We start from the raw sequence: 25310 nt of genomic DNA on the forward strand, positions 1-25310 counted from the left end.
CCGTGGGTCTGGCCGTTACGCTTACTGGCCCTGGATGGCGCTCAGCATCGTCTTGGCGTTGCCGTTGATGAAACGCAGCGTGGCTTCGTAGCGCACGGCGTTGTCCACGAAGGCGGCCCGCTCGCGGTCCAGGTCCACCGTGTTGTTGTCCAGGTTGGGCTGGGTCTGCACCGAATAGCCGAGCGTGCTGCCTGATCCCATGCCGGTCGTGGCGGCCGGCAGCGGGATGTGGCGCGGGTCGGTGGCGCTTTGCTGGCGCTGGCCGGTGGCCAGGGACATGCTGGCGCCCGATCCCGTGCTCAGCGTGGTCGAGCCGCCGCCGGTCGCATCGCGCATCGCGTCGGCGAAATTGAAGTCGCGGGCCACGTAGCCGGGCGTGTCGGCGTTGGCGATGTTGCTCGCGATGGCACGCTGGCGCTCGGCACGCAGCAAAAGCGCGTTGCCGTGGAAATCCAGCCTTTCAGTCATCTTGTTGAGCATGTCAGCCTCGCAAAGCGTTGGGTCCTGGCCGGAGGAAAAGAGGGGTTCCGGCGTGGGTTCGATTATGGAAATGGGCCGGTTTTTCTAAAGCGCGAAGAACGCGGCGATTGGCGCGCAGTTCGGTGCTTCGTGCGCGCCGGCCGGCCCTAAAGTGCCAGGGGTCGAATGGCCTTCCCTGTGGGGCGGCGCATTCCCTGCCACAGGAGGCTTTCCCATGTCACACACCACCGCTCCCCGATTCCTTTCCACCCTGCGCCTGGCCCGGATGGCCGCGCTGGCGGCTGCCTTTGCCCTGCCCGCCGCGGCACTGCGGGCCCAGGCCGTGGCCGAACCGGCGGCGGACCTGGGCGGAATCACCCAGCGCTGGCTGGACGATGCGCTGCAGCGCGGCCAGTCGGGCACGGCCAGCATGCCGCTGCGCATGGAAGTGAGCGTGGGGGCCTTGGACCCCCGCCTGCGCCTGGCGCCATGCGCCCGCGTAGAGCCCTACCTGCCTGCCGGCTCGCGGCTGTGGGGCCGCACCCGCCTCGGGCTGCGCTGCGTGGACGGTGCCACCGCGTGGAACGTGTTCCTGCCCGTCACCGTCAAGGCGTACGGCCCGGCGTGGGTGCTCACCGGCAATGTCGCGTCCGGGGCCGTGCTCACGGCCGCCGATGCGACCGAGGCCGAGGTGGACTGGGCGGCGGAAACCACCGCGATCGTGGCCAATCCCGACAGCTGGGTCGGCATGGTGGCCTCGCGCCAGCTCATGGCCGGCCAGGCCGTGCGCCAGCACATGGTGAAGGCGCCGACCCTGTTCAAGGCGGGGGCGGCGGTGCGGGTGGTGGCGCAGGGGCGGGGTTATTCGGTAACATCCGCAGGCCAGGCGATCACCGCAGGCGCCGTTGGCGAGACTGTGCGCATCCGTATGGAGAATGGCCGTGTCGTCGCCGGTGTTGTGTCCGAAAATGGAACAGTAGAGATCACTTTGTAAGCGATGGGGCGCAAGAAAAGCCTAAAGTCCCTGTCGAAGTGGTCGAAAACATTGCTACTGTGCCCCACATCGAGCGGGGTGGGAGAGAGCGATGAAGATAGGTCAAAACCCCGAAATAGCCAATGCAGTGTCGCAAGCCGCCACGGCTGCCAAGCAGGCCAAGGCCCCTGCAGCTGCCGCCGAAACGGCTGCCAAGAGCGCCGCGCCCGCTGCCGCTGCGGCCGCTGGCGTGCCTGTCACGTTTTCCAGCGCCGCCCGCGGACTCGAAGCCAACGGCCGCGCCGGCACCGATTTCGATGCCAACAAGGTGAAGGCCGTGCGCGCCGCCATCGAAAAGGGCACTTTCTCGGTGGACGCCGATGCGATCGCGGACAAGCTGCTGTCCAATGCGCAGGAAATCATCTCCCACACCAGCAACAGCCACTGACCCCGGGTTTCCTGCAGGGGTTGATCGGCACAGGATCCACCCATGCAACTCGAAACCACGCTGTCTGAAGTCGAATCCCGGTTGAAAGACGTCGGTGCCGCCCTGCTGGAAACCGACGCGCTCGCGGTAGAACGCACCGCCCCCCTGTTGCGCCAGGCCGCTCTCGATCTGTCCCAGGCGCTCCAGAAAATCCCCCGCCCCACCGAATTGCCGGCCGACATCCAGCGCCGCATCCAGGCCCTGCGCAGCCAGTTGTCCCAGCAGCGTGAACAATTGGCGCGCCTGTCTGCTTTGACCGAGCGCCAGGTGGCGACCCTGCTGCCGCCCCAGGAGGCTGCGACCTACGGAAACGGTGCTCCGGCACGATCGGGCGGCGCCGCTCGGATCTACCGGTCGCAGGGCTGATCCCGCCCGGCTTTCCCTTCGCTCCTGGCAAAAGCCAGCCTCCCAAAGCAAAAAGGCCGCATCTGCATGCGGCCTTTTTCGTTGGCGCCAGGGGCGCGTCCGGTGGGACGGCGGCGCTCCGCTAGTGGCTGCGCATCTTGGCCCGCAGCCGGGCGATGGACTGGCTGTGCAACTGGCAGATGCGCGATTCGGTCACGCCCAGCACGGCCGCGATCTCCTTCAGGTTCATGTCGTGCTCGTAGTACATGCCCATGATGTGCTGCTCGCGCTCCGGCAGGCTCTTGATGGCGGCCACCAGCGAGGCCTTGAGCCGCTGGTCGCGCAGCATGGCCATCGGGTCGGCTTCGCCGTCGGCCACGTGCCGGTCGAGAAACCCGTCGTCGCCGTCGTCGCCCCGCGTCATGTCTTCCAGGTAGACCAACTGCGTGCCGCGCACCTTGCCCAGCAGCGTCTGGTATTCGCCCAGGCTCAGGTCCAGCTCGGCGGCGATCTCGGATTCCAGCGGGCTGCGCCCGAGTTTCTGCTCCAGCCGGTGGACGGCGTGTTCGATTTCCTTCTGGCTCTTGCGCGAACTGCGGGACATCCAGTCGCCCTCGCGCAATTCGTCGAGCATGGCGCCGCGGATGCGCTGGGTGGCGAAGGTCTCGAACTGCACGCCCTGCGCCACCTCGTAGCGCGACAGGGCCTCGCTCAAGCCCATCATGCCCACCTGGATGAGGTCGTCCAGCTCCACGTTGGGCGGGAGCTTGGCGATCATGTGGTGCGCAATCCGGCGAACCAGCGGCACGTGCTGGCGGATCAGCGCATCGCGGTCGAGCTGTCCTTTGGCGGTGTACATCGGGTCAATGTCTCCGGGCGAAATGCGCTGCCGTCTCCGTCATGCCGAAGGGCGGGGTGGGGGTCGGCGTTGCGGCGCCAATGGTGCACGCGTTTTCCAGCAGTTGCAAGGCCAGGCGCTGCACGTCCTGGGCGTGGTTGGCGCGCACCGTGCTGGTCAGGATGCCGCTGCCCAGGTGCCGCTCGGCGCAGCGCTGCAGCGTGTTCAACGCCGCATGCGTCGGGTCGGCCTGGGCCGGCCCGCCGGGCGGCAGGATGGAGGCCACCGAGCAGTGCACGCCGGCGTGCATCGCCATGTGTTTCAGTTGCCGGTAGCTTTGCACCACGCTGTCGGGGCCGCCTTCGGCGATCACCAGGGGGATGGCCGAGGTCGCGCGCACCAATGGTGCCAGCACCTCGGCGCTGGCGTAGAGCACCAGCAGCGCATAGGTGCGAAAGAAGGGTTGCAGCGCCTGCATCGCGGCCGGGCCGTCGGCGGTCTGGCGGGCGAGGCGCTGCATGCCGTAGCCGGCCGGAATCACCGCCAGCGACGAGGCCGCCGGGCCGGTTTCGAGCGGGGCGCCGTTCTGCCAGGAGGGCTCGGCCAGCAGGTGGGCCAGGCCCGGCGCGTCGTCGGTTTCGCGGGCGGTGCCGTCCAGCACGGCCACGGGATACCCCAGCCGCTGCAGGCTGGAACACACCTGCCACAGGGTTTCCAGTCCGTAGGCGGCGTCGGGCTGCGCCACGACGGACACGACCCGCAGGTCCGACTGCGGCGTGATGCTGTGCAGGCTCGTGGCCTGGTGGAATCCGGTATCAAGCATCGACCAGTCCCCTTTCCGAGGCCAGCTCGGGCGAGTGCGAGAAGAAGAAGTTCAGGTCCGACGCCTTGGGGTCGAAGGCCGACTTGGCGGGCGAGCGCATCGAGGTGCTGATGAGCTTGTGCGCATCGGCGGCCTCCCAGTCCTCGGGCACGCGCTGGCCGTTGGTCACGCCGCGCAGCACCATCTGGTGGCGGATCAGGGCGTCGATCGAAGGGCCGAGCTTCACGGCTTCGTCCACCTTGGACAGGATGGCCTGCTGCGAGCCGGCGGTCTTGAAGGCGCTGAGCACGTCGTCCAGCGTGTCGCCGTGGCAGCCGGCGTTCAGCACCAGCAGGCGGTTGACGTTGGGCAGGTCCAGCACATCCAGCATGTCGCGCTTGCGCGGGTCGCGCGGTGCGACGCCGGTGGTGTCGATGAGCACCATCTTCTTGCCGCCCAGCAGGCCGAGCAGGTCCTGCAGCGCGGCGCGGTCGTGCGCCAGGTGGGCCACGACGCCCAGCATGCGGCCATAGGTGCGCAGCTGTTCGTGGGCGCCGACCCGGTACGTGTCCAGCGTGATGAGGCCGACGCTGCCCGGGCCGTGGATGCGGGCGCACAGGGCGGCGAGCTTGGCCGTGGTGGTGGTCTTGCCCACGCCGGTGGAGCCCACCATGGCGTAGATGCCGCCTTCTTCGTACAGGGGGCGGGCGTGCGCGTCGGTCTTCAGGTTGCGCTCCAGCACTTCCATGAGCCAGCGCACCGCATCGCCTGCGCCCAGTTCCTCGGGCAGGCGCTCCAGCACGGCGCGGGCCAGCGACGGCGAGTAGCCGGCGCGGATGAGCTTGAGCATCAGGTTCGACTGGATCGGGTTCTGCCGGGCCTGTCCGAGCCAGGCCAGGGTGTTGAAGCGGTCCTCGATGAGGTCCTTCATGGACTGCAGCTCGCTCATCAGGTTCTGCTGGCCGGCGGCGGGAGCCAGCGAGGGCACGGGCACTTGCACGCGGCGCGGGGCCACGGGCTCGGGGGCGACGTCCATCGGAATGGAGCGCAGCGGGTTGTGGCGCACCACGGGCGCGGCGGCCGGTGCGGGCATGCGTTCGCGCTCGCGGTCCGGCGCGCGTTCGCGGCTGCGCTCGTTGATCGAAGGGGCCTCGGCCGTGCCGGTCAGGGCTTCGTGGCGGCGGCGCAGCATGCGCTCGCGCACGTAGTCCTGGAACGACAGCGTGCTCATGGCCAGCTGCTCGGTGTCCTGCGCCACCGCGTTGCGCTGGGGCTCGGCCCGGGCCGCGGCGGCCGCGGGGCGGGCCAGGGTGCGCGCGGGGCTGGCGGCCATGTCGGAAGCGCGCTCCTGCAGGCGGCTCGGCGCGGCCTGCTCCGGCGCGTTTTCCAGGCTGGACAGCGTGTCTTCCGCCGTGGCCATGACTTCCACGCCATTGGCGGTGGGGCGGTTGGACAGGATGAGGGTGCCGTCCCCGAAGGCCATGCGCGCCTTGGCCAGGGCCTCACGCGAGGTGGGGGCGGTGAAGCGTTTGATGTTCATGCGGATGCACCTTTGAGGATCGGGCCAATGCGGATGGTGTGGGTTTCAGGGATCTCGCTGTGGGCGAGCACCTGCAGCCGGGGCGCGACGCGGCGCACCAGGCGGGAAATGGCGTTGCGGATGGCGTCGGGCACCAGCAGGCAGGCAGGCATGCCCAGTTCTTCCTGCTTCATGGCGACTTCGGCGGCCTTCTGCGTGAGGATGTCGGCCACGCCCGGGTCGAGCGATGGGCCGGCGTTGTTGCTCAGGGCCTGCACCAGCAGGCGCTCCAGGCCAGGTTCGATGGCGATCACGTTCAGCTCGCGCGTCGGGCCGTAGATCTGCTGCACGATGGCGGGCGACAGCGCGATGCGCACGCGGCGGGCCAGTTCCACCGGGTCGGTGGTGGCGCCGGCATGTTCGGCCAGCGTCTCGATGATGGTGCGGATGTCGCGGATGTGCACAGACTCTTCCAGCAGCAGCTGGAGGACTTTCTGGAACGTTGCGATCGACACCATTTTGGGAACCACTTCCTCGATGAGCTTGGGGGCCAGTTTTGCCACGTGTTCCACGAGTTGCTGGGTTTCGGTGCGACTCAGGAGCTTGGCGGCTTGAACTTGCATCAAGTGTGACAAATGCGTCGCCATCACGGTTTCTGAATCAACGACCGTAAAACCCGCCATTTGTGCCGCTTCCTTCTGGTGTTCGTCGATCCAGTGGGCGGGCAGGCCGAATGCGGGGTCGGTCGTGGGCGTGCCGATCAGGGGGGTGGTAATGCCGCCGGGGTTGATCGCCAGGTGCATGCCGGGGAAGGCCTCGCCTTCGCCCACCACCACGCCACGCAGGGTGATGCGGTAGGCGCTGGGCTTGAGTTCCAGGTTGTCGCGCACGTGCACGGCCGGCGGCAGGAAGCCCACTTCCTGCGCGAACTTGCGGCGCACGCCCTTGATGCGTGTGAGCAGGTCGCCCTGGCGGTTCTTGTCCACCAGGGTGATGAGCCGGTAGCCCAGCTCCAGGCCCAGCAGGTCCACGGGCTGCAGGTCGTCCCAGCTGGCTTCGCCGTCGTGCGCGGGCGGGGGCGCTTCCACCACGGGCTGCGGGGCGTTGGCGCGCTTCATCAGCGTCCAGGCAGCGTAGCCCAAGCCTGAGCCCATGATGAGGAACACGGCGTGCGGCATGCCCGGGATCAGGCCCAGCAGGATCAGGATGCCGGCCGTCACGCCCAGCACGCGGGGCGACATGAAGAGCTGTTGCACGATCTGGTGCCCCATGTCCTCTTCCTTGCCCACGCGCGAGATCACCATGGCCGCGGCCACCGAGATCAGCAGGCCCGGGATCTGCGCCACCAGCGCATCGCCGACGGCCAGCAGGATGTAGCTGTTGGCCGCCTGGCCGGCCGACAGGTCGTGCTGCAGCATGCCGATGGCGAAGCCGCCGACGATGTTGATCAGCAGGATCAGGATGCCGGCGACCGCATCGCCGCGCACGAACTTCGAGGCGCCGTCCATCGAGCCGAAGAAGTTGGCTTCTTCCGCCACTTCCAGGCGCCGGCGCTTGGCTTCCTTCTCGTCGATGAGGCCTGCGTTCAGGTCGGCGTCCACCGCCATCTGCTTGCCGGGCATGGCGTCCAGGGTGAAGCGGGCCGACACTTCGGCGATCCGCTCGGCGCCCTTGGTCACCACCACGAAGTTGATCACCACCAGGATGGCGAACACGATCAGGCCGACGGCGAAGTTGCCGCCGATCAGGAAGTGGCCGAAGGCCTCGATCACCGCACCCGCCGCGCCCGGGCCGGTGTGGCCTTCCAGCAGCACCACGCGGGTGGAGGCCACGTTGAGCGACAGCCGCATCAGCGTGGTCAGCAGCAGCACCGAGGGAAACGCCGCGAAGTCCAGCGGCCGCAGCATGTAGGCCGCCACCATCATCACCATCAGCGCGACGGCGATGTTCAGGGTGAAGAAGGTGTCCAGCAGCCAGGCGGGGATGGGCAGCACCATCAGCGCCAGGATGGCCACCACCAGCAGCGGGGCGGACATGCCCTGCACGGCCGAGGCGTTGGTGCCGGCCCACTGCCGGACGGATTTGATGGAGGGCGTCATGGGGCGGTCCCTGCGTCGGTGGTGCGGTTCAGCGGATCAAGTTCGGGCGGCACGAACGGGTCGGGCTGGGCCTCGGGCATGCGGCCTTCGCCGCGCATCGCGGCCTTGAGTCGGTAAACGTAGGCCAGCACCTGCGCCACGGCGGCGTACAGCGTGGCGGGGATGGCCTGGTCCAGCTCGGCATGCGCGTAGAGCGCGCGGGCCAGCATGGGCGACTGCAGCACCGGTACCGAATGCTGCGTGGCCATTTCGCGGATCTTGAAGGCGAGCAGGTCGGTGCCCTTGGAGATCACCTGCGGGGCGCTCATCGTGCCTTCTTCGTACTTGAGGGCCACGGCATAGTGGGTCGGGTTCATCACCACGAAGTCGGCCTTGGGCACGGCGGCGATGCTGGCGCGGTCGGCGATCTCGCGGGCGCGCTGGCGCTGGCGGCTCTTGGTCTCGGGGCTGCCCTCGGATTCCTTGTGCTCCTGCTTGATTTCCTCGTGCGACATCTTCTGGCGCGACTTGAAGAAGAACGCCTGCAGCGGCACGTCGACGACCGCCGCGAGAAACACCACCAGCAGCATGAGGCTCACGCCCGAGGTCATCCATTCGCCCACCCAGCGCAGAGCCACCGGCGAGGGCTGCAGCACCAGCATGGACAGTTTCTGGATGCTGTTGCCCAGGAAGTTCCAGGCCACGGCGGTGATCACGCCGGTCATGAGCACCATCTTGCCCACGTTGACCAGCTGCTGTTTGGACACCAGGTTGGTGAACCCCGAGATCGGGTTCAGCCGGCTGAACTGGGGCGTGATGGGCTGGAAGCTGAACACCCAGCCGCCGGCGCCGATGGCGCTGAGCACGGCGGCGGCGCTGGTGAGAACGGCGAAGACGAGGCTGGCGACCACGCCGATCAGCGCCATCTGGTGCAGCCGGGTGACCATGCTGCCCGTGGCCTGCACCGTGGCGGCGTTGAACACCAGTTGCTCGCGCACAGCCAGCTGCAGGTGTTCGGTCAGCATGGGCGCCAGCACGAGGACGCTGCAGGCGCCCATGCCGAGGACGGCGATGTGGGACAGGTCCCGCGAGCGCGCAGCCTGGCCGTCCTTGCGCGCTTTCTGGAGCTTGTGCTCTGTCGCGGGGAGGTCTTTGTCTTGGCTGGAGTCCATGGTGGCATGACGGCTGGTGGTCATGCCATTGTCGTGAGCGCCCCGGAAACCTAAAGCGCGAATAGACGGCTTGTCGGGCGGCTATTCAGGGTGGCGGCCGGTGGGGTGGGCCGGCAGGGGCGGGGCGTCACGCACGCCGTTGCATCAAAATTGATAGCAATATGCCCTAGTACTTATTGCTATTGCATGCCAAAAGGCCATGAAATCACATGTGGATATGCAGTGGGCGCTCCTTTTTCAGGAGCGCCAGCGCCCGCGCGCCATCAGAAGCCCAGGCTGGCCAGCAGATCGTCCACTTGCGACTGGTCGGTGACCACATCGGGCGTGCCTTCGGGATCGACCACCGGGCCGGCCAGGTGTTCGCGGCGCGCTTCCACCACCGGGGCGACCTGCGCCTGCGCGGCCGGGGGGGCGGTCTGGATGAGCAACTGCACCAGCTGCTCTTCGATCGTGGCCGCCAGATTGACCACACGGGCGATCACCTGGCCGGTGAGGTCGTGGAAGTCTTGCGCCATCATGATTTCGGTCAGGTGGCCGTCGGCTTCCTTGGTGACGCGTTCCACGTCGTGCAGGAAGTTCATGATCTCGCCCTTGGCGACGGCCGCCACGGGGTCCTTGACCAGCGAGGAGACGACGCGGCGGGTTTCCTCGGCGATGAAGTCGTGCTGGGCCTTGGCCTGCTCCACCCGGCTCAATACCTTCTCTGCCGCTTCGCCCGTGAGGCGCGCGATGTAGGAAAGTCGGCTTTGCGCATCGGGCAACTCGCCCATCGTGCCGCGCAGCTTGTCGGCGTAGCCGAGTTCGTTCAGCGAGTCGTGCAGCTGGCGGGTCAGCTGGCCGATCTTGTTGTGAACGGCGCCGGCTTCCGGAAGGTTGTTGTCCGAGGTATCCATGATCACAGGCCCATTTTCTTGAGGATCAGGGTGACTTTCTCTTCCAGCGTGGCCTTGGTGAACGGCTTGACGATGTAGCCGGCTGCCCCGTTCTGGGCGGCTGCCACGATGTCTTCCTTGCGGGCTTCCGCCGTCACCATCAGCACAGGCAGGTGCTTGAGCTTGTCGTCCTTCTTGATTTCAGCCAGCAGCTGGAATCCGTTCATGTTGGGCATGTTGATGTCGGTGACGACGAAATCGAACTTGCTGTTGCGCAGTTTGTTCAGCGCCACCACGCCGTCTTCCGCCTCGTCGGCATCGGCAAAGCCGCTTTCCTTGAGCAGGTTGCGCACGATGCGTCGCATGGTGGAGAAGTCGTCAACGATCAAAAAGCGGAGTGCAGTGGTCACGTGGGACCCTTTCGGTCGGAAATTGCAGTGTGTATTGTCATGGGCCGCAGGTTTGGTGACAAGACGTTACGGCCGAGGGGCGGATGCCGGATTCTCGCGCTTTTCGGCGGTGAACTCCGTGGAAGTGATGGTGGCAGATTTCTTTCCGAGCAGCCGTTCCTCGGCTTCCTGGGTCAAAACCGTGATCGTGATGCGCCGGTTGGCCGGCGCGCGCGGCTCCTTGGGTTCCAGCAAATCGCTGGCCGCCAGCCCGACAACGCGGCCCAGCTTGGCATCCGGCATGCCGGCGGCCACGAGTTCGCGGCGCGAGGCGTTGGCCCGGTCGGCCGACAGTTCCCAATTGCTGTAGCCGCGGTCGCCGTTGCCGTAGGGCGTCGCGTCGGTGTGGCCCGCCAAACTGATGCGGTTTTGCACGCCGCCGAGCGCGGTTCCGATTTCTCGAAGAATGTCGCGCATGTAGGGTTTTACCAACGCACTGCCGCTGTCGAACATGGGCCGGTTCTGGTCGTCCACGATCTGGATCTGCAGGCCATCGGGCGTCACATCCATGCGGATCTGCGAGCGATATTCATTCAGCTTGGGCGTTTCGGTGATCAGCGCGTCGATTTTGGCCTGCAGCGCCTTGATGCGCATCTCGTCCTGGCGGGCGCGCTCGGCGCGTGCGGCTTCGAGGTTGGCGCGGCGGTTCGTCGACGTCTCCGAGTCGGAGCGCCGCACCTGTCCGTGCACCTTGGACAGGTCGTTGCCGCCGCCGGGAATCACGCTGGAGCTGTTGCCCGCGCCGTCGCCCCCCTGCATGGCCACCTTCAGCGGCGAGTTGAAGTAGGCGGCAATGCCCTGCAGTTCGCCCTTGGCGGTGGAGCCCAGCAGCCACATCAGCAGGAAGAACGCCATCATGGCCGTCACGAAGTCGGCATAGGCGATCTTCCAGGCGCCGCCATGCACGGCATGGCCGCCCTTCTTGACGCGCTTGATGATGATCGGCTGGAGTTTCTTGTCGGCCATGGTGGCGTCTTCAGCCTACTTCTTGCCCTTCACGTGGCTTTCCAGCTCGGAAAAGCTCGGTCGGTCGGTGGAGAACAGGACCTTGCGGCCGAATTCGATCGCGGTGGCGGGGTTGTAGCCCTGCATGCTGGCCAAAAGCGTGGTCTTGATGCACTGCAGTTCCTTGGCGGCATCTTCCAGCTTCTGCTCGACCAGGCCGCCCAGCGGTTCCACCACGCCATAGGCCAGCAAGATCCCGAGGAAGGTGCCGACCAGCGCCGAGCCGATCATGCCGCCCAGCACCGAAGGCGGCTGGCCCACCGAGCCCATGGTGTTCACCACACCGAGCACGGCGGCGATGATCCCGAAGGCGGGCAGGGCGCCGGCCAGGCGGGCCAGCGCTGCCACGGGGGCATGCGCTTCCTGGTGGTGGGTTTCGATCTCGCTGTCCATCAGCGCCTCGATCTCGTGGGCGTTCAGGTTGCCGGACACCATCATGCGCAGGTAATCGGTCATGAACTCGATCACATGGTGGTCGTTGCCGACCGTGGGGTATTTCTTGAAGATTTCCGACTCGTGGGGCGTCTCGACATCCTTTTCGATGGCCATCAGCCCTTCCTTGCGGGCTTTTTGCAGGATGTCGTAGAGCATGGCCATCAGTTCCATGTACCGCGCCTTGGTGTACTTGGACCCCTTGAGCGCCATGGGCAGCGCCTTCAGCGTGGACTTGAGCACCTTCGGCTGGTTGTTCACCACGAACGCGCCCAGCGCGCCGCCGAAGATCGTGATCATCTCGAACGGGAGCGCTTTGATGATCACGCTCACATTCCCGCCGTGCACCACGTACACGCCGAAAATGCACCCGAGACAGACCAGGTAACCGATGATTACAAACATGGGGCCATTCTGTCAGAGTCTTTTTGAAGCGCAAAAACGGAAATGCAGGCGGGATACACCCCAATTCGTTCCCCTTGACAAGTCCCGTTGCCCTGTTGGTGAAACCGGCCGCCCACCGCCAAAACAGGCGGGCAAACCATGGTTTATTGGGGCCACCGCAGGCTCCGCGAGCCCCTAAGATGGACCCCAGCCGTTTCGATCCACTGCCCTGATCCAACCCTTCCCCATTGCCTGCCGCCGATGTGCTCCATGCCCACTTCCACCGACGACGCCGATGTGCAAGAGCATGCCGAGCTGCTGATCGCGCTCTTCCAGGCCGAGCAGTGCCTGGCGCAGCAGGACCTGATGGGGGCCCTGACGAAATTCGCGACGGCCCTGGCGTTCGATCCGCAGCGTGCGGACGTGTGGATGCATGTCGGGCGCACCTACCTCAAGATGGAAAACTGGGCGCAGGCCATTCCGGCGCTGGAGACCGCCCTGAACCTGCAGCCCGGCATGCCGGATGCGCAGCATGGCCTGTCGTTCGCGCTGTTCAACCTGGGCCGGCATGCCGAAGCGTTGCAAATGATCGACGATGTGTGTCGCCGCGGCAACAATCCGGCCATGTGGGTGATGCGCGCCTTCCTGCATGACCAGATCGAGGGCAATCCCGTCAAGACGCTGGAGGTCTATCGGGACTGGGGCCGGCGCTACGCCGATCCGCTGACGCGCAAGGCCGCTCCGCTCGTCGTGGCCGATCGGCGGCCGAAGAAACGCCTCAAGATCGGCTATGTCACGGCCGACTTCCGGGAGCACTCCATCGCGTTCTTCATGCTGCCCGTGCTGCGCCACCACGACCCGCAAGAGGTCGAGGTGCATGTGTATTCGGGCGGGCGGCGAGACGGCATCACCGATGCCCTGCAGCAATGCGTGCCCCATTGGCACGAGATGATCCACCTGTCCGACGACGAGCTGTACACGCTCATCCGCTCGCACGGCATCGACGTGCTGGTGGACCTGTCGGGCCACACCGCCGGCAACCGCCTGCTGGTCTTCGCGCGCCGCGCAGCGCCCGTGCAGGTGACGTGGCTCGGATTCATGAGCCCGTTGGGCATGAAGGCCATGGACTACCGCCTGACGGATGTTGGCATCACCCCGCCGGGCCATGAAGTCTTCTACAGCGAGCGGCTCTTTCGCCTGGCCTGCATGGCGAGCTACGCGCCGCCCACCTATGCGCCGCTGTGCGAAGAGCCGCCGATGCTGCGCAACGGCTACCCCACGCTCATCTCGCTGAACAATTCCGCCAAGGTCACGGACCGCATGCTGGGCGTCTGGGGCCGCATCCTGCAGGCACGCACCGATGCGCGCCTCGTCATCATGGTGAAGGAGCGGTCTGCCGAGGCCGCGCAGGCCAACATGCAGATGCGGGTCGAGGCACAGGGCCTGCCGCTGGACCGCGTCTTCGTGATGCACCAGCAACCGCTCAACCAGTTTATGGAACTGGGGCATATCGCCGACGTGGCGCTCGACACGGCCCCGATCTCTGGCGGCACCACGACGCTGCATGCCCTCTGGATGGGGCTGCCGATCGTGGCGCTGGACGCCGAGCGCGGTGTGGACGCGAGCACCGCGCGCACGCTGCAGGGCGTGGGCTATCCCGATTGGGTGGCGCGCAGCGACGACCAATACGTCGAGCGGGCCCTGGCGTTCATGGCCGATCCGGAAACCCTGGCCCGCCTGCGCCACGAAACACGGCAACGCGTTTCCGCCTGTGCCCTCATGGACTATGCCGCCCGCACGGCCGAGCTGGAAAAGGCGTTCCGGCTCATGTGGCTCAATTACCTGGAAGGCCGTGACGGTTTCCTGGATGTGTTCGCCGATCCGGAGCCGGCCCTGGCACGCCTGGGCGGTGGCGAGAAGCGTGTGCACGGCACGCCCTCCGTATGACCGCCGGCGCTCCCACCGATCCCATTCCTCTGCTGGTGCCGGATGTGCCGGACCCGCTGTCCCTCCTGCCCTATCTGCATCGCATGCATTCCGCGCGCTATTACTCCAACGGCGGCCCCCTGGTGCGCGAACTGGAGGACCGCTTCGCCGAGCGCTTCGGCCTGGGCGCGGAACAGGTCACGACCGTGGCAAGCGCCACCCTGGGCCTGGAGCTGGTGCTGCAATCGCTGGGGCTGCGTGCCGGCTCCCGGGTGCTCATGCCCACCTTCACGTTCGCTGCCACGGCGACGGCCGTGCTGCGCGCCGGCCACGTGCCGGTACTCTGCGATGTGGATGCCGACAGTTGGCTGCTGACGCCCGACATCGCGCGCGGGGCCCATGCCACCGATGCCGTGGATGCCGTCCTGCCCGTGGCGGCCCTCGGCATGCCGCACGACATGGCGGCCTGGCAACGCTTCGAGGACGAAACGGGCCTTCCGGTGGTGATCGATGCGGCAGCCGGCTTTGGCAGCCAGTGGCTGGCAGGCGCTTCTGGCACGCTCGTGTTCAGTCTCCATGCCACCAAGTCGCTGCCGGCGGGAGAGGGCGGTTTCGTGGTCTCTTCCCGTCCCGGGTTGGCGGCGCGAGTGCGTCAACTGGCCAATTTCGGCATCAACCTCGACCCGGCCAGCCACCTGCCGGTCGGTGCCTTGGCTGCGGTGGGCACGAACGCCAAAATGAGCGAGTTGCACGCTGCCGTGGCACTGGCATCGCTCGCTTGCTGGGAGCAGGGCGCGCAGGCCCGGCGCGCGTTGCAGCGGGAAATGCAGGATGCCCTTGCGCGCGCGGCGGATGGCCGGATCGCATGGCAGATGGCGGGCCCGGCCGGTGCCATTGCAGCACCGACGCTGTTGTGTGCACGGATGCCCGACGCTGCCTGCCGGGGACGGCTCGAGGCACTGTGTGCCGCGCAGGGCATAGCGACGCGTCGCTGGTACCAGCCTCTCATGCACCGCATGGAAGCCCTGTTGCCCTTCTGTACTCTGTTGCCCACGCCCCAAGCGGATGCGCTCGCCGAGACCCTGATCGGTCTGCCGTTCTTTCCGAAGATGGATCCTGCGCAGATGCAGCGGCTCACCCGTGTGATGGAGCAGGCAATGCGCAGCTAGGAAGGGGCCCATTTCAGATCACTGTAGAGACAATGGGCTGTACGAGCCGCCGCTGGCTCGGCAGGCCCCAGACCGGTACCGAACTCGGGGCCGCGGTCCTTGCAACATCCATCCAGAAGAGTCGATCCATGCCGACCAGTGTCGTTTCCCCCCACTTCTATCGAGATCCCGATCACCATGCCCGCGAACTGGAGGGGCTGTTCCGCGAAAGCTGGGTTTTCGTCTGCATGCGCTTCGAACTCGACGGTCTCGTGCATCGCGGTGTGCAGGTGGGCGGGGTGTCGTTGTTGCTCCAGTGTGACAGCCAGGGTCGGCCGCGTGCCTTTCTCAATGTCTGCTCCCACCGACATGCCCAGTTGTGCGAATCGGGCACGCACCGCGGGCCTGCGCGCTGCCCCTACCATGGCTGGGTGTACGACCGGGAGGGCGTTCCGGTCGGCATTCCGGCGAAACACTGCTTTCCCGAGGTGGTGGCCGAACCTGCCCGCTTTCGCCTGCAGGAATTCAACTGCGAGGCGGTAGGGCAGTTCGTGTTTGTCCGTATTTCCGAAAGCGGCCCGGCACTGCGCGAGTATCTGGGCGAGCAATACGCCTTTCTCGAGCGTGCCAGCGAGGGAATGCAAGGCTTGCTGGACGAGTTCCGGGAGCCGGTGGGCGCCAACTGGAAAATCGTGATCGAAAATGCCCTCGAGGGGTATCACGTCCCTGCCGTGCATTCGCGGACCTTCATGCAGGTCGACGGCATGGACCGGGCCGAAACGGCACCCCGCTTCTTCCTCGAGGATCGCCGGCACAGCCACCTGGAGCATGCCGCCGATGCGCAGTGGGTAGCGCGGTTCGCCCGCATGGAGAGCAAGATCGGGCAATGGCCCTGGCGCTTCGCGCATTACACCCACCACCATATCTTCCCGAACCTGACCGTCACGTCGTTCATGGGTTACAGCTTCCATGTCCAGTCGTTCGAGCCGACCACGCCCCGCCAGACCACGGTTCACTCGAGGACTGTGGGCGTGGAGTTCACCGGGACCACGCCTGCCGGCGCCAAGATGATGGAACACATCCATGCCGACGGCCACGCCTTCACGCGCAAGGTGTTCGCGGAAGACGGTGGTATTTGCATTAAGGTGCAGGCGGGCGTCGATCAGGCGCAGCGCCCGGCCCTCGTGGGCGCCGGGATCGAGGACCGGGTGGCGCATTTCCAGGCGGCCTATGCCCGGGCGCTTCAGGGCTCCGAAACACCGATGGGCGGAAAAGCATGAAGGCCATCATCCTGGCGGGGGGGCTGGGTTCCCGCCTGAGCGAGGAGACGCAGCAAAAGCCCAAACCCATGGTGGAGATCGGCGGCCGCCCGATTCTCTGGCACATCATGAAGATGTATTCGCACCATGGCATCCATGACTTCGTGGTGTGCTGCGGCTACAAGGGCTACGTGATCAAGGAGTACTTCGCGAACTATTTCCTGCACATGTCCGATGTGACGTTCGATCTGGTGAACAACCGCATGGACGTTCACGAGCGGTATGCCGAACCCTGGCGGGTGACCCTGGTGGACACCGGCGATGCCACCCAGACGGGTGGCCGCCTGCGCCGTGTGCGGCGCTACGTGAGCGAGGACGAGGCCTTCTGCTTCACCTATGGCGATGGGGTGGGCGACATCGACATCACGGCGCTCATCCGGTTCCACCGGGCGCATGGACGGCAGGCCACGCTCACCTCCACCCGGCAACCCGGCCGCTTCGGCGCGCTGGACATGGAGGGCGACCGCGTGCTGTCGTTCCGCGAAAAGCCCGATGGCGCCGGCGGCATGGTCAACGGTGGGTTCTTCGTGCTGTCTCCTGCCGTCTTCGATCTGATCGATTCCGACGAGACGGTTTGGGAAGGCCCTCCGCTCGAGGCGTTGGCGCGGTCTGGGCAGTTGCAGGCCTATCGGCACGAAGGCTTCTGGCAACCCATGGATACGCTGCGCGACAAGAACTATCTCGAACAGCTTTGGCAGGGGGGCCATGCGCCCTGGAAGTCATGGTGAGCGGTCCCGACAGCGGTTTTTGGTCTGGACGCAAGGTGTTCGTCACGGGCCACACAGGCTTCAAAGGCACCTGGCTGTCGCTCTGGCTGCAGCGTTTGGGCGCGCAGGTGACGGGGTATGCGCTGGACGCGGACTCCATGCCCGCGATGTTCGCGCTGACCCGGGCCGCGCAGGGCATGCATTCGGTCATCGGCGATGTGCGGGATGCGGCGTTGCTTGCAGGCGCGCTGGAAGCAGCGGCGCCGGAGATCGTGATCCACATGGCTGCACAGCCCCTGGTGCGCAAGTCCTACGCCGATCCGGTCGGCACCTATTCGACCAACGTCATGGGTACCGTGCACCTTCTGGACGCCGTCCGTCGCGTGCCGTCGGTGCGCGCGGTGGTGGTGGTGACGAGCGACAAATGCTATGAGAACCGCGAGTGGCTCTGGGGCTATCGCGAGGACGACGCGTTGGGCGGGTTCGACCCTTACAGCAACAGCAAGGCATGCACCGAGCTGGTGGCCGCCTGTTACCGCGACTCGTTTTTCGCCCCGGCAAGGCACGCGGATCACGGTGTGGCGCTGGCCACGGCGCGGGCGGGCAATGTGATCGGCGGCGGTGACTGGTCCAGCGACCGGCTGATTCCGGACTTCCTGAGAGCCTCCTGCGGCGGCGATCCGCTGGAGGTGCGCAATCCCGCTGCCGTACGGCCATGGCAGCATGTTCTGGAGCCCCTGGCGGGTTACCTCCAATTGGCGCAGCGACTCTTCGAGAAGGGTCCGGTGGCATCGGGCGCCTGGAATTTCGGGCCCGCCGAGCAGGGCGTGCGAAGCGTCGGCGACGTCATTCGGCAATTGGCTGCCGCGTGGCCTGGCCCTGTCGAATGCCGCTTCGCGGCCGGGCCAGAGGGCGTGCACGAGGCGCAGATGCTTCGGCTCGACAGCAGCAAGGCCTGCTCTCTGTTGGGCTGGGGGCCTCGGTGGTCGCTGGCGCAGGCCGTGGAGAGCATTGCCCAATGGCATTCCGCACACGCTCGCGGCGAAGACATGCGCCAGGTGACCGAGCGTCAGATCGAATCGTATTGCGCCGCTGAGCGCTGAAATTCTATGGACAAGTTGCACCACATCCGCGAGCAGATCGCCGCGCTCGTTGGCGAATACGCGGCCCACGCGTATCGCGCCCAGCCATTCCTGCCGGGCGCCACGGCCATTCCACCCTCCGGTAAGGTGATCGGGGAGGCCGAACTGCAGAACATGGTGGCTGCGTCGCTCGACGGATGGCTGACCACGGGGCGTTTCAACGATGCGTTCGAAAAGCGCCTACGCGAGTACCTCGGGGTGCGCCATGCGCTCACGACGAACAGCGGCTCGTCCGCGAATCTGCTCGCCTTCTCGGCGCTCACGTCTCCTGCATTGGGCCAGAGGGCCATCCGCCCGGGCGACGAGGTGATCGGTGTGGCGGCGGGGTTCCCCACCACCGTCAATCCCATCCTGCAGAATGGCGCGGTGCCGGTTTTCGTGGATGTGGAGCTCGGCACGTACAACATCGATGTCGCGCTGATCGAAGCTGCGATCTCGCCGCGCACCAAGGCCATCATGCTGGCCCACACCCTCGGCAATCCCTACAACCTGGAAGCGGTGCAAGCGCTGTGCCGCAAGCATGGACTGTGGCTCATCGAGGATTGCTGCGACGCCCTGGGGTCCACTTACGACGGACGGCTGGTAGGCACCTTCGGTGATATCGGAACCCTGAGCTTCTATCCGGCCCACCACATCACCATGGGCGAAGGCGGCGCGGTCTTCACCAACGACGATGAACTGGCACGCATCGTCACGTCATTCCGCGACTGGGGGCGGGACTGCTATTGCGGGCCCGGCAAGGACAACACCTGCGGAAAGCGGTATGGCTGGCAACTGGGCGATCTGCCCCCAGGCTATGACCACAAGTACACGTATTCGCATGTCGGCTACAACCTCAAGATCACCGACATGCAGGCGGCCTGTGCCCTGGCGCAGATGGACCGGTTGCCCGGCTTCATCGCGGCGCGGCAGCGCAATTTCGAGCACCTCTCCGGCCGGCTGAAAAGCTGCGAGGAGTTCCTGGTGCTTCCCCGGGCCACGGAGAATTCGCAGCCTTCGTGGTTCGGATTCCCGCTCACGCTGCGCGAAGCGGCCGGTACCCGCCGCGTCGATCTGCTGGAGTACCTGGAGCAGAGCCGCATCGGCACGCGGCTGCTGTTCGCCGGCAACCTGACCCGGCAGCCTTCGATGCAGGGACAGACGTACCGTGTGGCCAGCAGCCTGGCGAATACGGACACGGTCATGGAGCACACGTTCTGGCTGGGCATCTACCCCGGATTGAGCGAGGCCATGATCGACTTTGTGGCCGATCGCATCGAAACCTATTTCGGCGTCAACTTCTAGCACCCACCATGCGCTTCGAAGAAAGCCCTTTGCCGGGCTGCTACCTGATCCAGCCCGAAGTGCGGCCCGACGAGCGCGGGCGATTCGTGAAGACCTTCAGCCGCGAGGCGTTCCTTGCCCGGGGGCTCGACTGCGACTGGGTAGAGAGCTTCTACAGCGTATCGCGGCGTGGCGTGCTGCGCGGGCTGCACTTCCAGTTGCCGCCGCACCACCATGCCAAGCTGGTGCATTGCAGCCACGGCCGCCTCTTCGACGCGGTGGTCGATCTGCGCCGCGGCTCGCCGACACATGGTCGCTTTGCCACCTTCGAGCTGGACGCCGAGCTTGGCAACCAGGTCTACATTCCGGCGGGGTGTGCCCACGGCTGCTATGCACTGACCGAAGGCGCGACCATCGTCTATCACGTCACCTCGGCCCACGCACCTCGGCATGATGCCGGCATCCGCTGGGACTCTGCCGGCATTCCCTGGCCCGATGACCATCCTGTGCTGTCGGTGCGCGACCGCGAGCATCCGCGGATGGAAGATTTCGCCAGCCCCTTCGAGATGCCGGAAGGACTGCCGAATGACCACTGAGCGGCATGTATTCCTGACGGGAGGGACGGGGTTCATCGGCCGACACGTGCTGGCATCCTTGCTGGAGGCGGGCCATCGCGTCACCGTCCTGAGGCATCCGGCCGACGCGCCTGCATCGGTGCATCCTCGCCTTGTGTGGCTCAGCCGCGCCATGGACCAGTTGACGCCCGCCGATCTGGCCGGGGCGGACGTGCTGATGCACCTGGCGTCGCCCGGCGTACCGCCGCAGCAGGCCGACTGGCAGGCCCTGTTCTACTGGAACGTCACCGTTTTGCTGCAACTGCTCGATACGGCGCGTGCCGCTGGCGTGAAGCGGTCGGTCCTGGCGGGCACTTTCGCGGAATACGGTCGCAGCGCGGATGCCTTCGACTTCATTCCGGCCAGCGCACCGCTGGCACCCGTGTATGGCTATGCGGCATCCAAGGCCGCAGGTTTTCAGGCTGCGCATGCGCACGCGATCGAACACGCCATGGAGCTGTGTTACCTGCGAATCTTCTCGGTCTTCGGCGAAGGCCAGTACGCCGGGAACTTCTGGCCGGCGTTGCGTCTGGCCGCATCGCAGGGCCTTGATTTTTCGATGACACCCGGTGCGCAGGTGCGCGACTACGTCCTCGTGGAGGCGGTCGCCCGGGCATTCCGGCATGCGGCTGAGCGCCGCGACGTCGAGGCGGGCAGGCCCTGGGTGCGCAATGTGGGATCGGGCTCGCCGGTATCGATGCAGGATTTCGCGCAGCACTGGTGGTCTGTCTGGAAGGCGCCGGGCCGACTGCTCGTCGGCGCCCTGCCGTACCGGCCCAACGAGGTGATGCGCTGCGTCCCCGAAATGGCGGCCGACCTATTCTTGTCTGGATCTGAACATGAGGGGTGACGATTTGCGTGAATTCAACGAACTGTCCGCCCTGGAGGGCTTGCGCATCCTGATCACGGGTGCCGGCGGAATGCTCGGGCAGGCGTTCGCCCGCCACTTGGCTCAGCAGGTACCCACTGCCCTGGTCGCGGCCCTCGACCGCCACGCGTTCGATGTGCGCCAGCGCGAGCAGGCCCAGGCCTTGCGCGCCTGGCGGCCCGATATCGTGATCCATTGCGCCGTGTGTTCCGACGTCAACTGGTGCGAGGACCATGCGGACGCGGCGGCGCAGGTGCAGATCGAAGGAACCCGTCACGTGGTCGAGCTGGCCCGCGAATGCAGGGCCCGTTTTTTTTACCCGCAGACCTTCCTGATCTACGACGGAAGCCAGACAGTGGACGAGGCCACGCCCCCCCGTCCTTTGAGCGTGTACGGACGGCTCAAGCTGGAGGCGGAGCAGATCGTGCTGGAGGCATCGCCGCAGGCGCTCACTGTGCGCATGGGCGGGTTTTTCGGAGAGCATGCGCGCGACAAGAATTTCGTCGGCAAGCTGATTCCGCACCTCGCGGGACTGCTGCGCTCCGGCGTGGACCGCATGGAGATCGGTGACCGCATCTGGCAGCCCACGCTCACGGACGATCTGGCCTACAACAGCCTGCTGCTGCTGGCGCGTGGCGAGGCGGGCCGTTTCTGCATGGCTTCCCATGGGCAAGCCTCTTTCTTCGAACTGGCGCGGGAGATCGTGCTCCGATTGGGGCTGGATCGCCGCATCGAGATCGCGCGTGTTCCTGCGGAAAGCATGGCCCGCAAGGAAAAAGCCGTGCGCCCCGATGCGGTGGTGATGCGCAACGCCGCGCTGCAGGCCCGCGGGCTGGATCGTCAGCGCACATGGCAGGACAGTCTGGCCGCCTATCTCGACCACCCTTATTTCACTGGAATGTTCGCCCCATGAGCCTGCAACTGCTGAGTCCCTTCGTTCACCACGACATGTTCGGTCCCATGCGCAACCGTGTGGCCATGGCCGCCATGACGCGTGGTTTTGCCGATGCGCAGCACCGCTGCACGGACGAAATCGCTGCCTACTACGCACGGCGTGCCGCGGCTGGCGTATCGCTCATCCTGACGGAGGGCATCGTGGTCCATCCTTCGGCGGATGGTTACCGGAACGTGCCCCACCTGCAGAACGACGAGCAGGTCGACAGCTGGATCCCGGCCGTCCGGCAGGTGCAGGAGGCCGGCGGGCGCATCGTGGCGCAACTGTGGCATTGCGGGCGGATCTCGCACCCGGACTTCACTGGCGGGGTGGCGCCTGTCAGTTCCACCGATCAGCCGGCGGCCGGCATCAACCGCCAGAATGGCCAGCCCTACGGGCAGCCCCGTGCGCTGCATGCATCGGAGATGCCTGGCATCTACCGTCTTTTCGAGGAGGCCGCGCAGCGCGCCCTGAATGCAGGTTTCGACGGCGTGCAGATCCATATGGGACATGGATACCTGATCGACCAGTTCCTGGATGCGCGCATCAATGACCGGACCGATGCCTATGGCGGATCGGTCGAGAACCGCTGCCGCATCGTGCTGGAACTGGTGGAGCGCCTGCTGCCCATTTGCGGCCCCCAGCGACTCATGATCCGCCTCTCGCCTGCGCGGATGATGGGCGGACTGTACGAGTGGCCGGACCTCGACGACATGCTGCAGCATCTCATCCCCCAGCTGGATCGCCTGGGACTGAGGCAACTGGACATCAGTTGCGCGGATGCGCCCTATGCCGAAACTTCCGGAAAAATCGTGCGCCGTGTGCGTCACCTCTGGCCCCACTTCCTGATGGGGGGCGCTTCGCTGTCCGCTGCGGATGCCGAGCACGAAATCCAGGAGGGGCATCTGGACATGGTCACCTGGGGCCGCGCGCTCCTTGCGAACCCGGACTTCGTGCAAAGGCTGGAGCGTGGAGAAGCCCTCGAGCCCATGACGCCCGAGCGGCGCGCCGTGCTCTATTGAACGGGTCGGGGGCCGTCAGCCGACCCGGCCACTGAAGAATTCGGCGATCGTGAAGCCCTGAGCGCTTTCCTCGTGCGCCTGCCGCATGGCCGAGGGCAGATCGGCGTAGACCTCCCGCCACCAGGCGGGCGTGCCGACGAAGCCCTTGTTGAGGGTCAGATTGAACATCGGGACGCTCTTGAGCGACAGGACATCGGCGTACTCGTCCATCGGCAGAAGATGGTTCGCGGCGAACCGGTAGCCATCGGCGAGGTTCCGGGCCGGCTCACCCCACTTGCGCGCCAGGCTCTGCCACAGCAGGCATTCGACGGCCGCCTTCTGGATCTGCTGGTAGGGCTCGTCGGTCCGGTGCTGGATCTCGGACGCACCGCGCAGGTCTTCCGGCAGTGCCCACAGCTCGCACATGTCCTGGGTGCGGCTCACGAGAAAACGCTCGGAGAAATGGAAGGGAATCTGCTTCCAGGACGAATGTGCCAGGAAGCCGAATTTCCCCTCGTTCCTGCTGCCATCGTCGAACAGTTCTTCCACCGTCCGGTAGAGCGATCCGGTGACGACCGTATCGCTTCGCATGCGCACCGAGTACGGCACGCCCACTTCGGCCAGATGCCGGGCGCCCGCCTTGGCCGAGCGAATGATGGCATTGCGGCTGTCCACCATGTTCTGGGGCTGGGGAAGCGTGATCACGGCATCCACCCATGGTCGGCAGGCATCGAGGCTGGCGGCGGACTGGTGATCCCAGGTGACGAAGCACAGATGCGCCTCGGGGCACGCCATTCGCTGCCAGGCCAGTGCCATGGGGGTATAGGGAAACACCGGGCCCTGCACGAAGATGCCGAGCGAAGGCGTTCGCAGGGGCGGTTTGCGCTGCAGGGACAGTCCTTCGAACACCCTGGAGAAAGCCTGTAGCTGGTCGATGTCTCCATGCCGGCCGCTGTGGGTGAGCGCCGGCACGCAGCGGTAGTCGCCCCACAGGTTGCGGATCTGGTTCATGATTTCCGCCGAATGCGCTGCGAAGATCACCAAGAGCACTTCCTCATGCGGTTCCTTCATGAGCGCTTCGGGGCTGCGGACGGGAACGCCATGGATCTGCCTGTCCTGGTGGGCGGTGAACGGGCACACGGTGTATTCCACCGGCAGGCCCAGCAGCGGGTAGTAGTCCGTGAACGCCTGTCCAGCGCCCCAGCCGATCAGCCGGACCTTGGCCGGGTCGATTTCCGGATATTTCAGTAGAACGCGGTCAAGGCCGCCCCGAATCTTGGCCATCCTGCGGTGCCCTCTGGGTAGTGGAGTGAATGCCTCTGGAGAGGCGTTTCAGCGATAGAAATACAGGCAGGTATCCCAGCGATCTTCGGTGTGGTGTTGCAGCCCGATCGAGTAGCCGGGGGCCACGGAATCCACCAGTGCCGGGATGTCCAGCAGGTCGGCCGCGCGGTGATAGGCGGAGATCGCCATCTTGGGCAGGCCGGCGCGGATGGCCGCCTGGGCGCCTCGCAACGCCGGGATCTCGAATCCTTCGATGTCCATCTTGATGAAGGTCGGTGGCGCATCGATGAGGTCATCGATGCGCCGGATGCGCACCGCCTCCAAGGGCGCATTCGGATCGACGGCGATGCTGCCGCCATGCCCTCCCAGATGGTGGAACGGGGCTTCCGAGTCGTTCTCCCCGACGGCGAAGGGATGCAGCGAAATCCGGGATTCGAGCGCGGTGCCTGCGTAGCCCTGCTGCAGCTTGCGCAGCACCTCGATGTTCAGCCGATCGGGCTCGATCATCCAGGAGTGTTCGATGCGATCGCCCGTGAGGCCCAGCAGCCCGGTCGTGGATTCGCCGATGGAGGCGCCGCAATCGACGAACCTCTCGTGGTCCGAGAATGTCAGCAGGCCCGAGCGGAAGTACAGCGTCGAATAGGGCCTGGCCACAGTGAGGTACCACTCGGGATTGCAGCTCAGGTGGAACAGGAGCACGCTGCGCAATGTGCTCACGGAGTGTGCATCCGCAAGCCGCCGCTCCAGCGCCAGGAATTCATCGAACCTGCTGCTGATGGCAGGGGCCCAGTCGGCCGTGCGGTAGTCCACCCGGTCATTCATGCCGAAGAGCCGGGTGACCTGCTCGTGGTTCAAATGGGCGATGCCGTGGCGGGTGCAGAGCCGGTCGAAAAACCGCCTTGAATAATCCGTCCGGCAGCAGTTGATGGCAATGATGTCCGGGTCCTCGCGCAGCATCGCAAGGAAGCGGTCGGTGGAAATGATGTCCACGCCGTAGTAGTCCTCGCCGCTGGCGTGCTTGAAATCATCCACCACGGCCAGGGCCCAGCCTTGGTCGCGGGTTGCACGGATGAAGACTTCCGCGAAGGTCTTAGTTCCCAGCAGGATGAAGCGCGTCCGGTCCCCGCGCCGGGCGAAGATCTCGCGCGCCTGCTCAGGTATGCAGAAATGCGGGTCGCGGCGGTACAGGTCCAGCATGGCGAGCAGTGCTTCATCGAGTTGGAAGCGATCCAGGTTGATGCGGCTGACCAAGGCGTCGGGCGGGAAGGAAGGGGGCAGTGAGGCCATGG

25 protein-coding genes are annotated in these 25310 nt (G+C 66.0%); 13 read left to right on the plus strand and 12 right to left on the minus strand.

Translation table 11 applies throughout. The features are described from left to right. Positions 1 to 21: 21 nt before the first annotated feature. Complete coding sequence (flgB, locus tag AVAK2825_RS22265; RefSeq protein WP_272550769.1) at positions 22 to 480, minus strand: flagellar basal body rod protein FlgB; 459 nt, start codon at positions 478 to 480, stop codon at positions 22 to 24. A 214-nt stretch (positions 481 to 694) separates the two neighbouring features. On the opposite strand from flgB, the gene flgA reads away from it, so the two are divergent. The 3 genes from flgA (at position 695) to AVAK2825_RS22280 (ending at position 2285) form a co-directional block, all read left to right on the plus strand. Beyond that, a complete protein-coding gene (gene flgA / locus AVAK2825_RS22270) occupies positions 695 to 1453 on the plus strand; it encodes a flagellar basal body P-ring formation chaperone FlgA (protein ID WP_502870592.1) in 759 nt (252 codons plus the stop codon). A 91-nt stretch (positions 1454 to 1544) separates the two neighbouring features. After that, positions 1545 to 1880, plus strand: coding sequence for a flagellar biosynthesis anti-sigma factor FlgM (gene flgM / locus AVAK2825_RS22275; protein ID WP_284402623.1), 336 nt, complete (start codon positions 1545 to 1547; stop codon positions 1878 to 1880). Positions 1881 to 1922: 42 nt separating this feature from the next. Beyond that, positions 1923 to 2285 carry a hypothetical protein gene (locus AVAK2825_RS22280; RefSeq protein ID WP_284402624.1) on the plus strand — a complete coding sequence of 121 codons (363 nt, stop codon included), beginning with the start codon at positions 1923 to 1925 and terminating at the stop codon, positions 2283 to 2285. A gap of 121 nt (positions 2286 to 2406) precedes the next feature. Here the strand turns inward: AVAK2825_RS22280 and AVAK2825_RS22285 are convergent, their stop codons facing one another. The 9 genes from AVAK2825_RS22285 to motA all read right to left on the minus strand — a co-directional run bounded on the left by AVAK2825_RS22285 (position 2407) and on the right by motA (position 11836). Further along, complete coding sequence (locus AVAK2825_RS22285) at positions 2407 to 3123, minus strand: RNA polymerase sigma factor FliA (RefSeq protein WP_284402625.1); 717 nt, start codon at positions 3121 to 3123, stop codon at positions 2407 to 2409. 4 nt (positions 3124 to 3127) lie between these two features. After that, on the minus strand, positions 3128 to 3925 hold the full coding sequence (locus AVAK2825_RS22290) for a hypothetical protein (protein ID WP_284402626.1): 798 nt from the start codon (positions 3923 to 3925) through the stop codon (positions 3128 to 3130). Further along, positions 3918 to 5444, minus strand: a complete 1527-nt coding sequence (gene flhF, locus AVAK2825_RS22295; RefSeq protein WP_284402627.1) for a flagellar biosynthesis GTPase FlhF — start codon at positions 5442 to 5444, stop codon at positions 3918 to 3920. Before flhF ends, AVAK2825_RS22290 begins: the two co-directional genes overlap by 8 nt. Further along, positions 5441 to 7522, minus strand: a complete 2082-nt coding sequence (gene flhA / locus AVAK2825_RS22300) for a flagellar biosynthesis protein FlhA (RefSeq protein ID WP_284402628.1) — start codon at positions 7520 to 7522, stop codon at positions 5441 to 5443. Before flhA ends, flhF begins: the two co-directional genes overlap by 4 nt. After that, positions 7519 to 8673 (minus strand): EscU/YscU/HrcU family type III secretion system export apparatus switch protein, encoded by a 1155-nt coding sequence (locus AVAK2825_RS22305; RefSeq protein ID WP_284402629.1) that lies wholly within the window; start codon positions 8671 to 8673, stop codon positions 7519 to 7521. Before AVAK2825_RS22305 ends, flhA begins: the two co-directional genes overlap by 4 nt. A gap of 263 nt (positions 8674 to 8936) precedes the next feature. Beyond that, positions 8937 to 9566, minus strand: a complete 630-nt coding sequence (locus tag AVAK2825_RS22310; protein ID WP_272565428.1) for a protein phosphatase CheZ — start codon at positions 9564 to 9566, stop codon at positions 8937 to 8939. Between the two features lie 2 nt (positions 9567 to 9568). After that, positions 9569 to 9955, minus strand: coding sequence for a chemotaxis response regulator CheY (gene cheY / locus AVAK2825_RS22315; protein WP_092745669.1), 387 nt, complete (start codon positions 9953 to 9955; stop codon positions 9569 to 9571). Between the two features lie 66 nt (positions 9956 to 10021). Beyond that, positions 10022 to 10960 carry a flagellar motor protein MotB gene (gene motB / locus AVAK2825_RS22320; RefSeq protein ID WP_284402630.1) on the minus strand — a complete coding sequence of 313 codons (939 nt, stop codon included), beginning with the start codon at positions 10958 to 10960 and terminating at the stop codon, positions 10022 to 10024. Positions 10961 to 10975: 15 nt separating this feature from the next. Beyond that, positions 10976 to 11836 carry a flagellar motor stator protein MotA gene (gene motA, locus AVAK2825_RS22325; protein ID WP_272565425.1) on the minus strand — a complete coding sequence of 287 codons (861 nt, stop codon included), beginning with the start codon at positions 11834 to 11836 and terminating at the stop codon, positions 10976 to 10978. A 249-nt stretch (positions 11837 to 12085) separates the two neighbouring features. On the opposite strand from motA, the gene AVAK2825_RS22330 reads away from it, so the two are divergent. The 10 genes from AVAK2825_RS22330 (at position 12086) to AVAK2825_RS22375 (ending at position 22758) form a co-directional block, all read left to right on the plus strand. Then, complete coding sequence (locus AVAK2825_RS22330) at positions 12086 to 13762, plus strand: O-linked N-acetylglucosamine transferase, SPINDLY family protein (protein WP_284402631.1); 1677 nt, start codon at positions 12086 to 12088, stop codon at positions 13760 to 13762. Between the two features lie 44 nt (positions 13763 to 13806). Beyond that, positions 13807 to 14910 carry a DegT/DnrJ/EryC1/StrS family aminotransferase gene (locus AVAK2825_RS22335; RefSeq protein WP_284402633.1) on the plus strand — a complete coding sequence of 368 codons (1104 nt, stop codon included), beginning with the start codon at positions 13807 to 13809 and terminating at the stop codon, positions 14908 to 14910. A gap of 128 nt (positions 14911 to 15038) precedes the next feature. After that, positions 15039 to 16169 carry an aromatic ring-hydroxylating oxygenase subunit alpha gene (locus AVAK2825_RS22340; RefSeq protein WP_284402634.1) on the plus strand — a complete coding sequence of 377 codons (1131 nt, stop codon included), beginning with the start codon at positions 15039 to 15041 and terminating at the stop codon, positions 16167 to 16169. Next, positions 16166 to 16936: a glucose-1-phosphate cytidylyltransferase gene (gene rfbF, locus AVAK2825_RS22345; RefSeq protein ID WP_284402635.1), complete on the plus strand. Its 771-nt coding sequence runs from the start codon at positions 16166 to 16168 to the stop codon at positions 16934 to 16936. The genes AVAK2825_RS22340 and rfbF overlap by 4 nt, the downstream gene beginning before the upstream one ends. Beyond that, entirely contained in the window at positions 16930 to 18018 is a 1089-nt protein-coding gene (gene rfbG / locus AVAK2825_RS22350) for a CDP-glucose 4,6-dehydratase (RefSeq protein WP_284402637.1), read from the plus strand. The genes rfbF and rfbG overlap by 7 nt, the downstream gene beginning before the upstream one ends. 6 nt (positions 18019 to 18024) lie before the next feature. Further along, a complete protein-coding gene (rfbH, locus tag AVAK2825_RS22355) occupies positions 18025 to 19341 on the plus strand; it encodes a lipopolysaccharide biosynthesis protein RfbH (protein ID WP_284402638.1) in 1317 nt (438 codons plus the stop codon). A gap of 8 nt (positions 19342 to 19349) precedes the next feature. After that, positions 19350 to 19916: a dTDP-4-dehydrorhamnose 3,5-epimerase gene (rfbC, locus tag AVAK2825_RS22360; RefSeq protein ID WP_284402639.1), complete on the plus strand. Its 567-nt coding sequence runs from the start codon at positions 19350 to 19352 to the stop codon at positions 19914 to 19916. After that, positions 19906 to 20784: an NAD-dependent epimerase/dehydratase family protein gene (locus tag AVAK2825_RS22365; RefSeq protein ID WP_284402640.1), complete on the plus strand. Its 879-nt coding sequence runs from the start codon at positions 19906 to 19908 to the stop codon at positions 20782 to 20784. The genes rfbC and AVAK2825_RS22365 overlap by 11 nt, the downstream gene beginning before the upstream one ends. Next, positions 20774 to 21715: an SDR family oxidoreductase gene (locus tag AVAK2825_RS22370; RefSeq protein ID WP_284402641.1), complete on the plus strand. Its 942-nt coding sequence runs from the start codon at positions 20774 to 20776 to the stop codon at positions 21713 to 21715. Before AVAK2825_RS22365 ends, AVAK2825_RS22370 begins: the two co-directional genes overlap by 11 nt. Then, entirely contained in the window at positions 21712 to 22758 is a 1047-nt protein-coding gene (locus AVAK2825_RS22375; RefSeq protein ID WP_284402644.1) for an oxidoreductase, read from the plus strand. Before AVAK2825_RS22370 ends, AVAK2825_RS22375 begins: the two co-directional genes overlap by 4 nt. A gap of 15 nt (positions 22759 to 22773) precedes the next feature. Here AVAK2825_RS22375 and AVAK2825_RS22380 read toward each other — a convergent pair whose 3' ends face one another. Together AVAK2825_RS22380 and AVAK2825_RS22385 are read right to left on the minus strand one after the other, a co-directional pair. Then, positions 22774 to 24021, minus strand: coding sequence for a WavE lipopolysaccharide synthesis family protein (locus tag AVAK2825_RS22380; protein ID WP_284402645.1), 1248 nt, complete (start codon positions 24019 to 24021; stop codon positions 22774 to 22776). Between the two features lie 48 nt (positions 24022 to 24069). After that, positions 24070 to 25308: an FkbM family methyltransferase gene (locus AVAK2825_RS22385; protein ID WP_284402646.1), complete on the minus strand. Its 1239-nt coding sequence runs from the start codon at positions 25306 to 25308 to the stop codon at positions 24070 to 24072. Between the last annotated feature and the right edge of the window lie 2 nt (positions 25309 to 25310).

Origin of the sequence: Acidovorax sp. SUPP2825 (assembly GCF_030158995.1) — a bacterium.
Classification (GTDB): domain Bacteria; phylum Pseudomonadota; class Gammaproteobacteria; order Burkholderiales; family Burkholderiaceae_C; genus Paracidovorax.

What these genes read in the sequence shown, in the direction of transcription:
- flgB (WP_272550769.1), bottom strand. Translation starts at nt 480, where the DNA reads ATGCTCAACAAGATGACTGAAAGGCTGGATTTCCACGGCAACGCGCTT.
- motB (WP_284402630.1), bottom strand. Translation starts at nt 10,960, where the DNA reads ATGGCCGACAAGAAACTCCAGCCGATCATCATCAAGCGCGTCAAGAAG.
- AVAK2825_RS22290 (WP_284402626.1), bottom strand. Translation starts at nt 3,925, where the DNA reads ATGCTTGATACCGGATTCCACCAGGCCACGAGCCTGCACAGCATCACG.
- AVAK2825_RS22305 (WP_284402629.1), bottom strand. Translation starts at nt 8,673, where the DNA reads ATGGACTCCAGCCAAGACAAAGACCTCCCCGCGACAGAGCACAAGCTC.
- motA (WP_272565425.1), bottom strand. Translation starts at nt 11,836, where the DNA reads ATGTTTGTAATCATCGGTTACCTGGTCTGTCTCGGGTGCATTTTCGGC.
- flhA (WP_284402628.1), bottom strand. Translation starts at nt 7,522, where the DNA reads ATGACGCCCTCCATCAAATCCGTCCGGCAGTGGGCCGGCACCAACGCC.
- flhF (WP_284402627.1), bottom strand. Translation starts at nt 5,444, where the DNA reads ATGAACATCAAACGCTTCACCGCCCCCACCTCGCGTGAGGCCCTGGCC.
- flgA (WP_502870592.1), top strand. Translation starts at nt 695, where the DNA reads ATGTCACACACCACCGCTCCCCGATTCCTTTCCACCCTGCGCCTGGCC.
- AVAK2825_RS22310 (WP_272565428.1), bottom strand. Translation starts at nt 9,566, where the DNA reads ATGGATACCTCGGACAACAACCTTCCGGAAGCCGGCGCCGTTCACAAC.
- AVAK2825_RS22380 (WP_284402645.1), bottom strand. Translation starts at nt 24,021, where the DNA reads ATGGCCAAGATTCGGGGCGGCCTTGACCGCGTTCTACTGAAATATCCG.
- flgM (WP_284402623.1), top strand. Translation starts at nt 1,545, where the DNA reads ATGAAGATAGGTCAAAACCCCGAAATAGCCAATGCAGTGTCGCAAGCC.
- rfbF (WP_284402635.1), top strand. Translation starts at nt 16,166, where the DNA reads ATGAAGGCCATCATCCTGGCGGGGGGGCTGGGTTCCCGCCTGAGCGAG.
- AVAK2825_RS22285 (WP_284402625.1), bottom strand. Translation starts at nt 3,123, where the DNA reads ATGTACACCGCCAAAGGACAGCTCGACCGCGATGCGCTGATCCGCCAG.
- AVAK2825_RS22385 (WP_284402646.1), bottom strand. Translation starts at nt 25,308, where the DNA reads ATGGCCTCACTGCCCCCTTCCTTCCCGCCCGACGCCTTGGTCAGCCGC.
- AVAK2825_RS22340 (WP_284402634.1), top strand. Translation starts at nt 15,039, where the DNA reads ATGCCGACCAGTGTCGTTTCCCCCCACTTCTATCGAGATCCCGATCAC.
- AVAK2825_RS22330 (WP_284402631.1), top strand. Translation starts at nt 12,086, where the DNA reads ATGCCCACTTCCACCGACGACGCCGATGTGCAAGAGCATGCCGAGCTG.
- rfbC (WP_284402639.1), top strand. Translation starts at nt 19,350, where the DNA reads ATGCGCTTCGAAGAAAGCCCTTTGCCGGGCTGCTACCTGATCCAGCCC.
- rfbG (WP_284402637.1), top strand. Translation starts at nt 16,930, where the DNA reads ATGGTGAGCGGTCCCGACAGCGGTTTTTGGTCTGGACGCAAGGTGTTC.
- AVAK2825_RS22370 (WP_284402641.1), top strand. Translation starts at nt 20,774, where the DNA reads ATGAGGGGTGACGATTTGCGTGAATTCAACGAACTGTCCGCCCTGGAG.
- AVAK2825_RS22365 (WP_284402640.1), top strand. Translation starts at nt 19,906, where the DNA reads ATGACCACTGAGCGGCATGTATTCCTGACGGGAGGGACGGGGTTCATC.
- rfbH (WP_284402638.1), top strand. Translation starts at nt 18,025, where the DNA reads ATGGACAAGTTGCACCACATCCGCGAGCAGATCGCCGCGCTCGTTGGC.
- AVAK2825_RS22280 (WP_284402624.1), top strand. Translation starts at nt 1,923, where the DNA reads ATGCAACTCGAAACCACGCTGTCTGAAGTCGAATCCCGGTTGAAAGAC.
- AVAK2825_RS22375 (WP_284402644.1), top strand. Translation starts at nt 21,712, where the DNA reads ATGAGCCTGCAACTGCTGAGTCCCTTCGTTCACCACGACATGTTCGGT.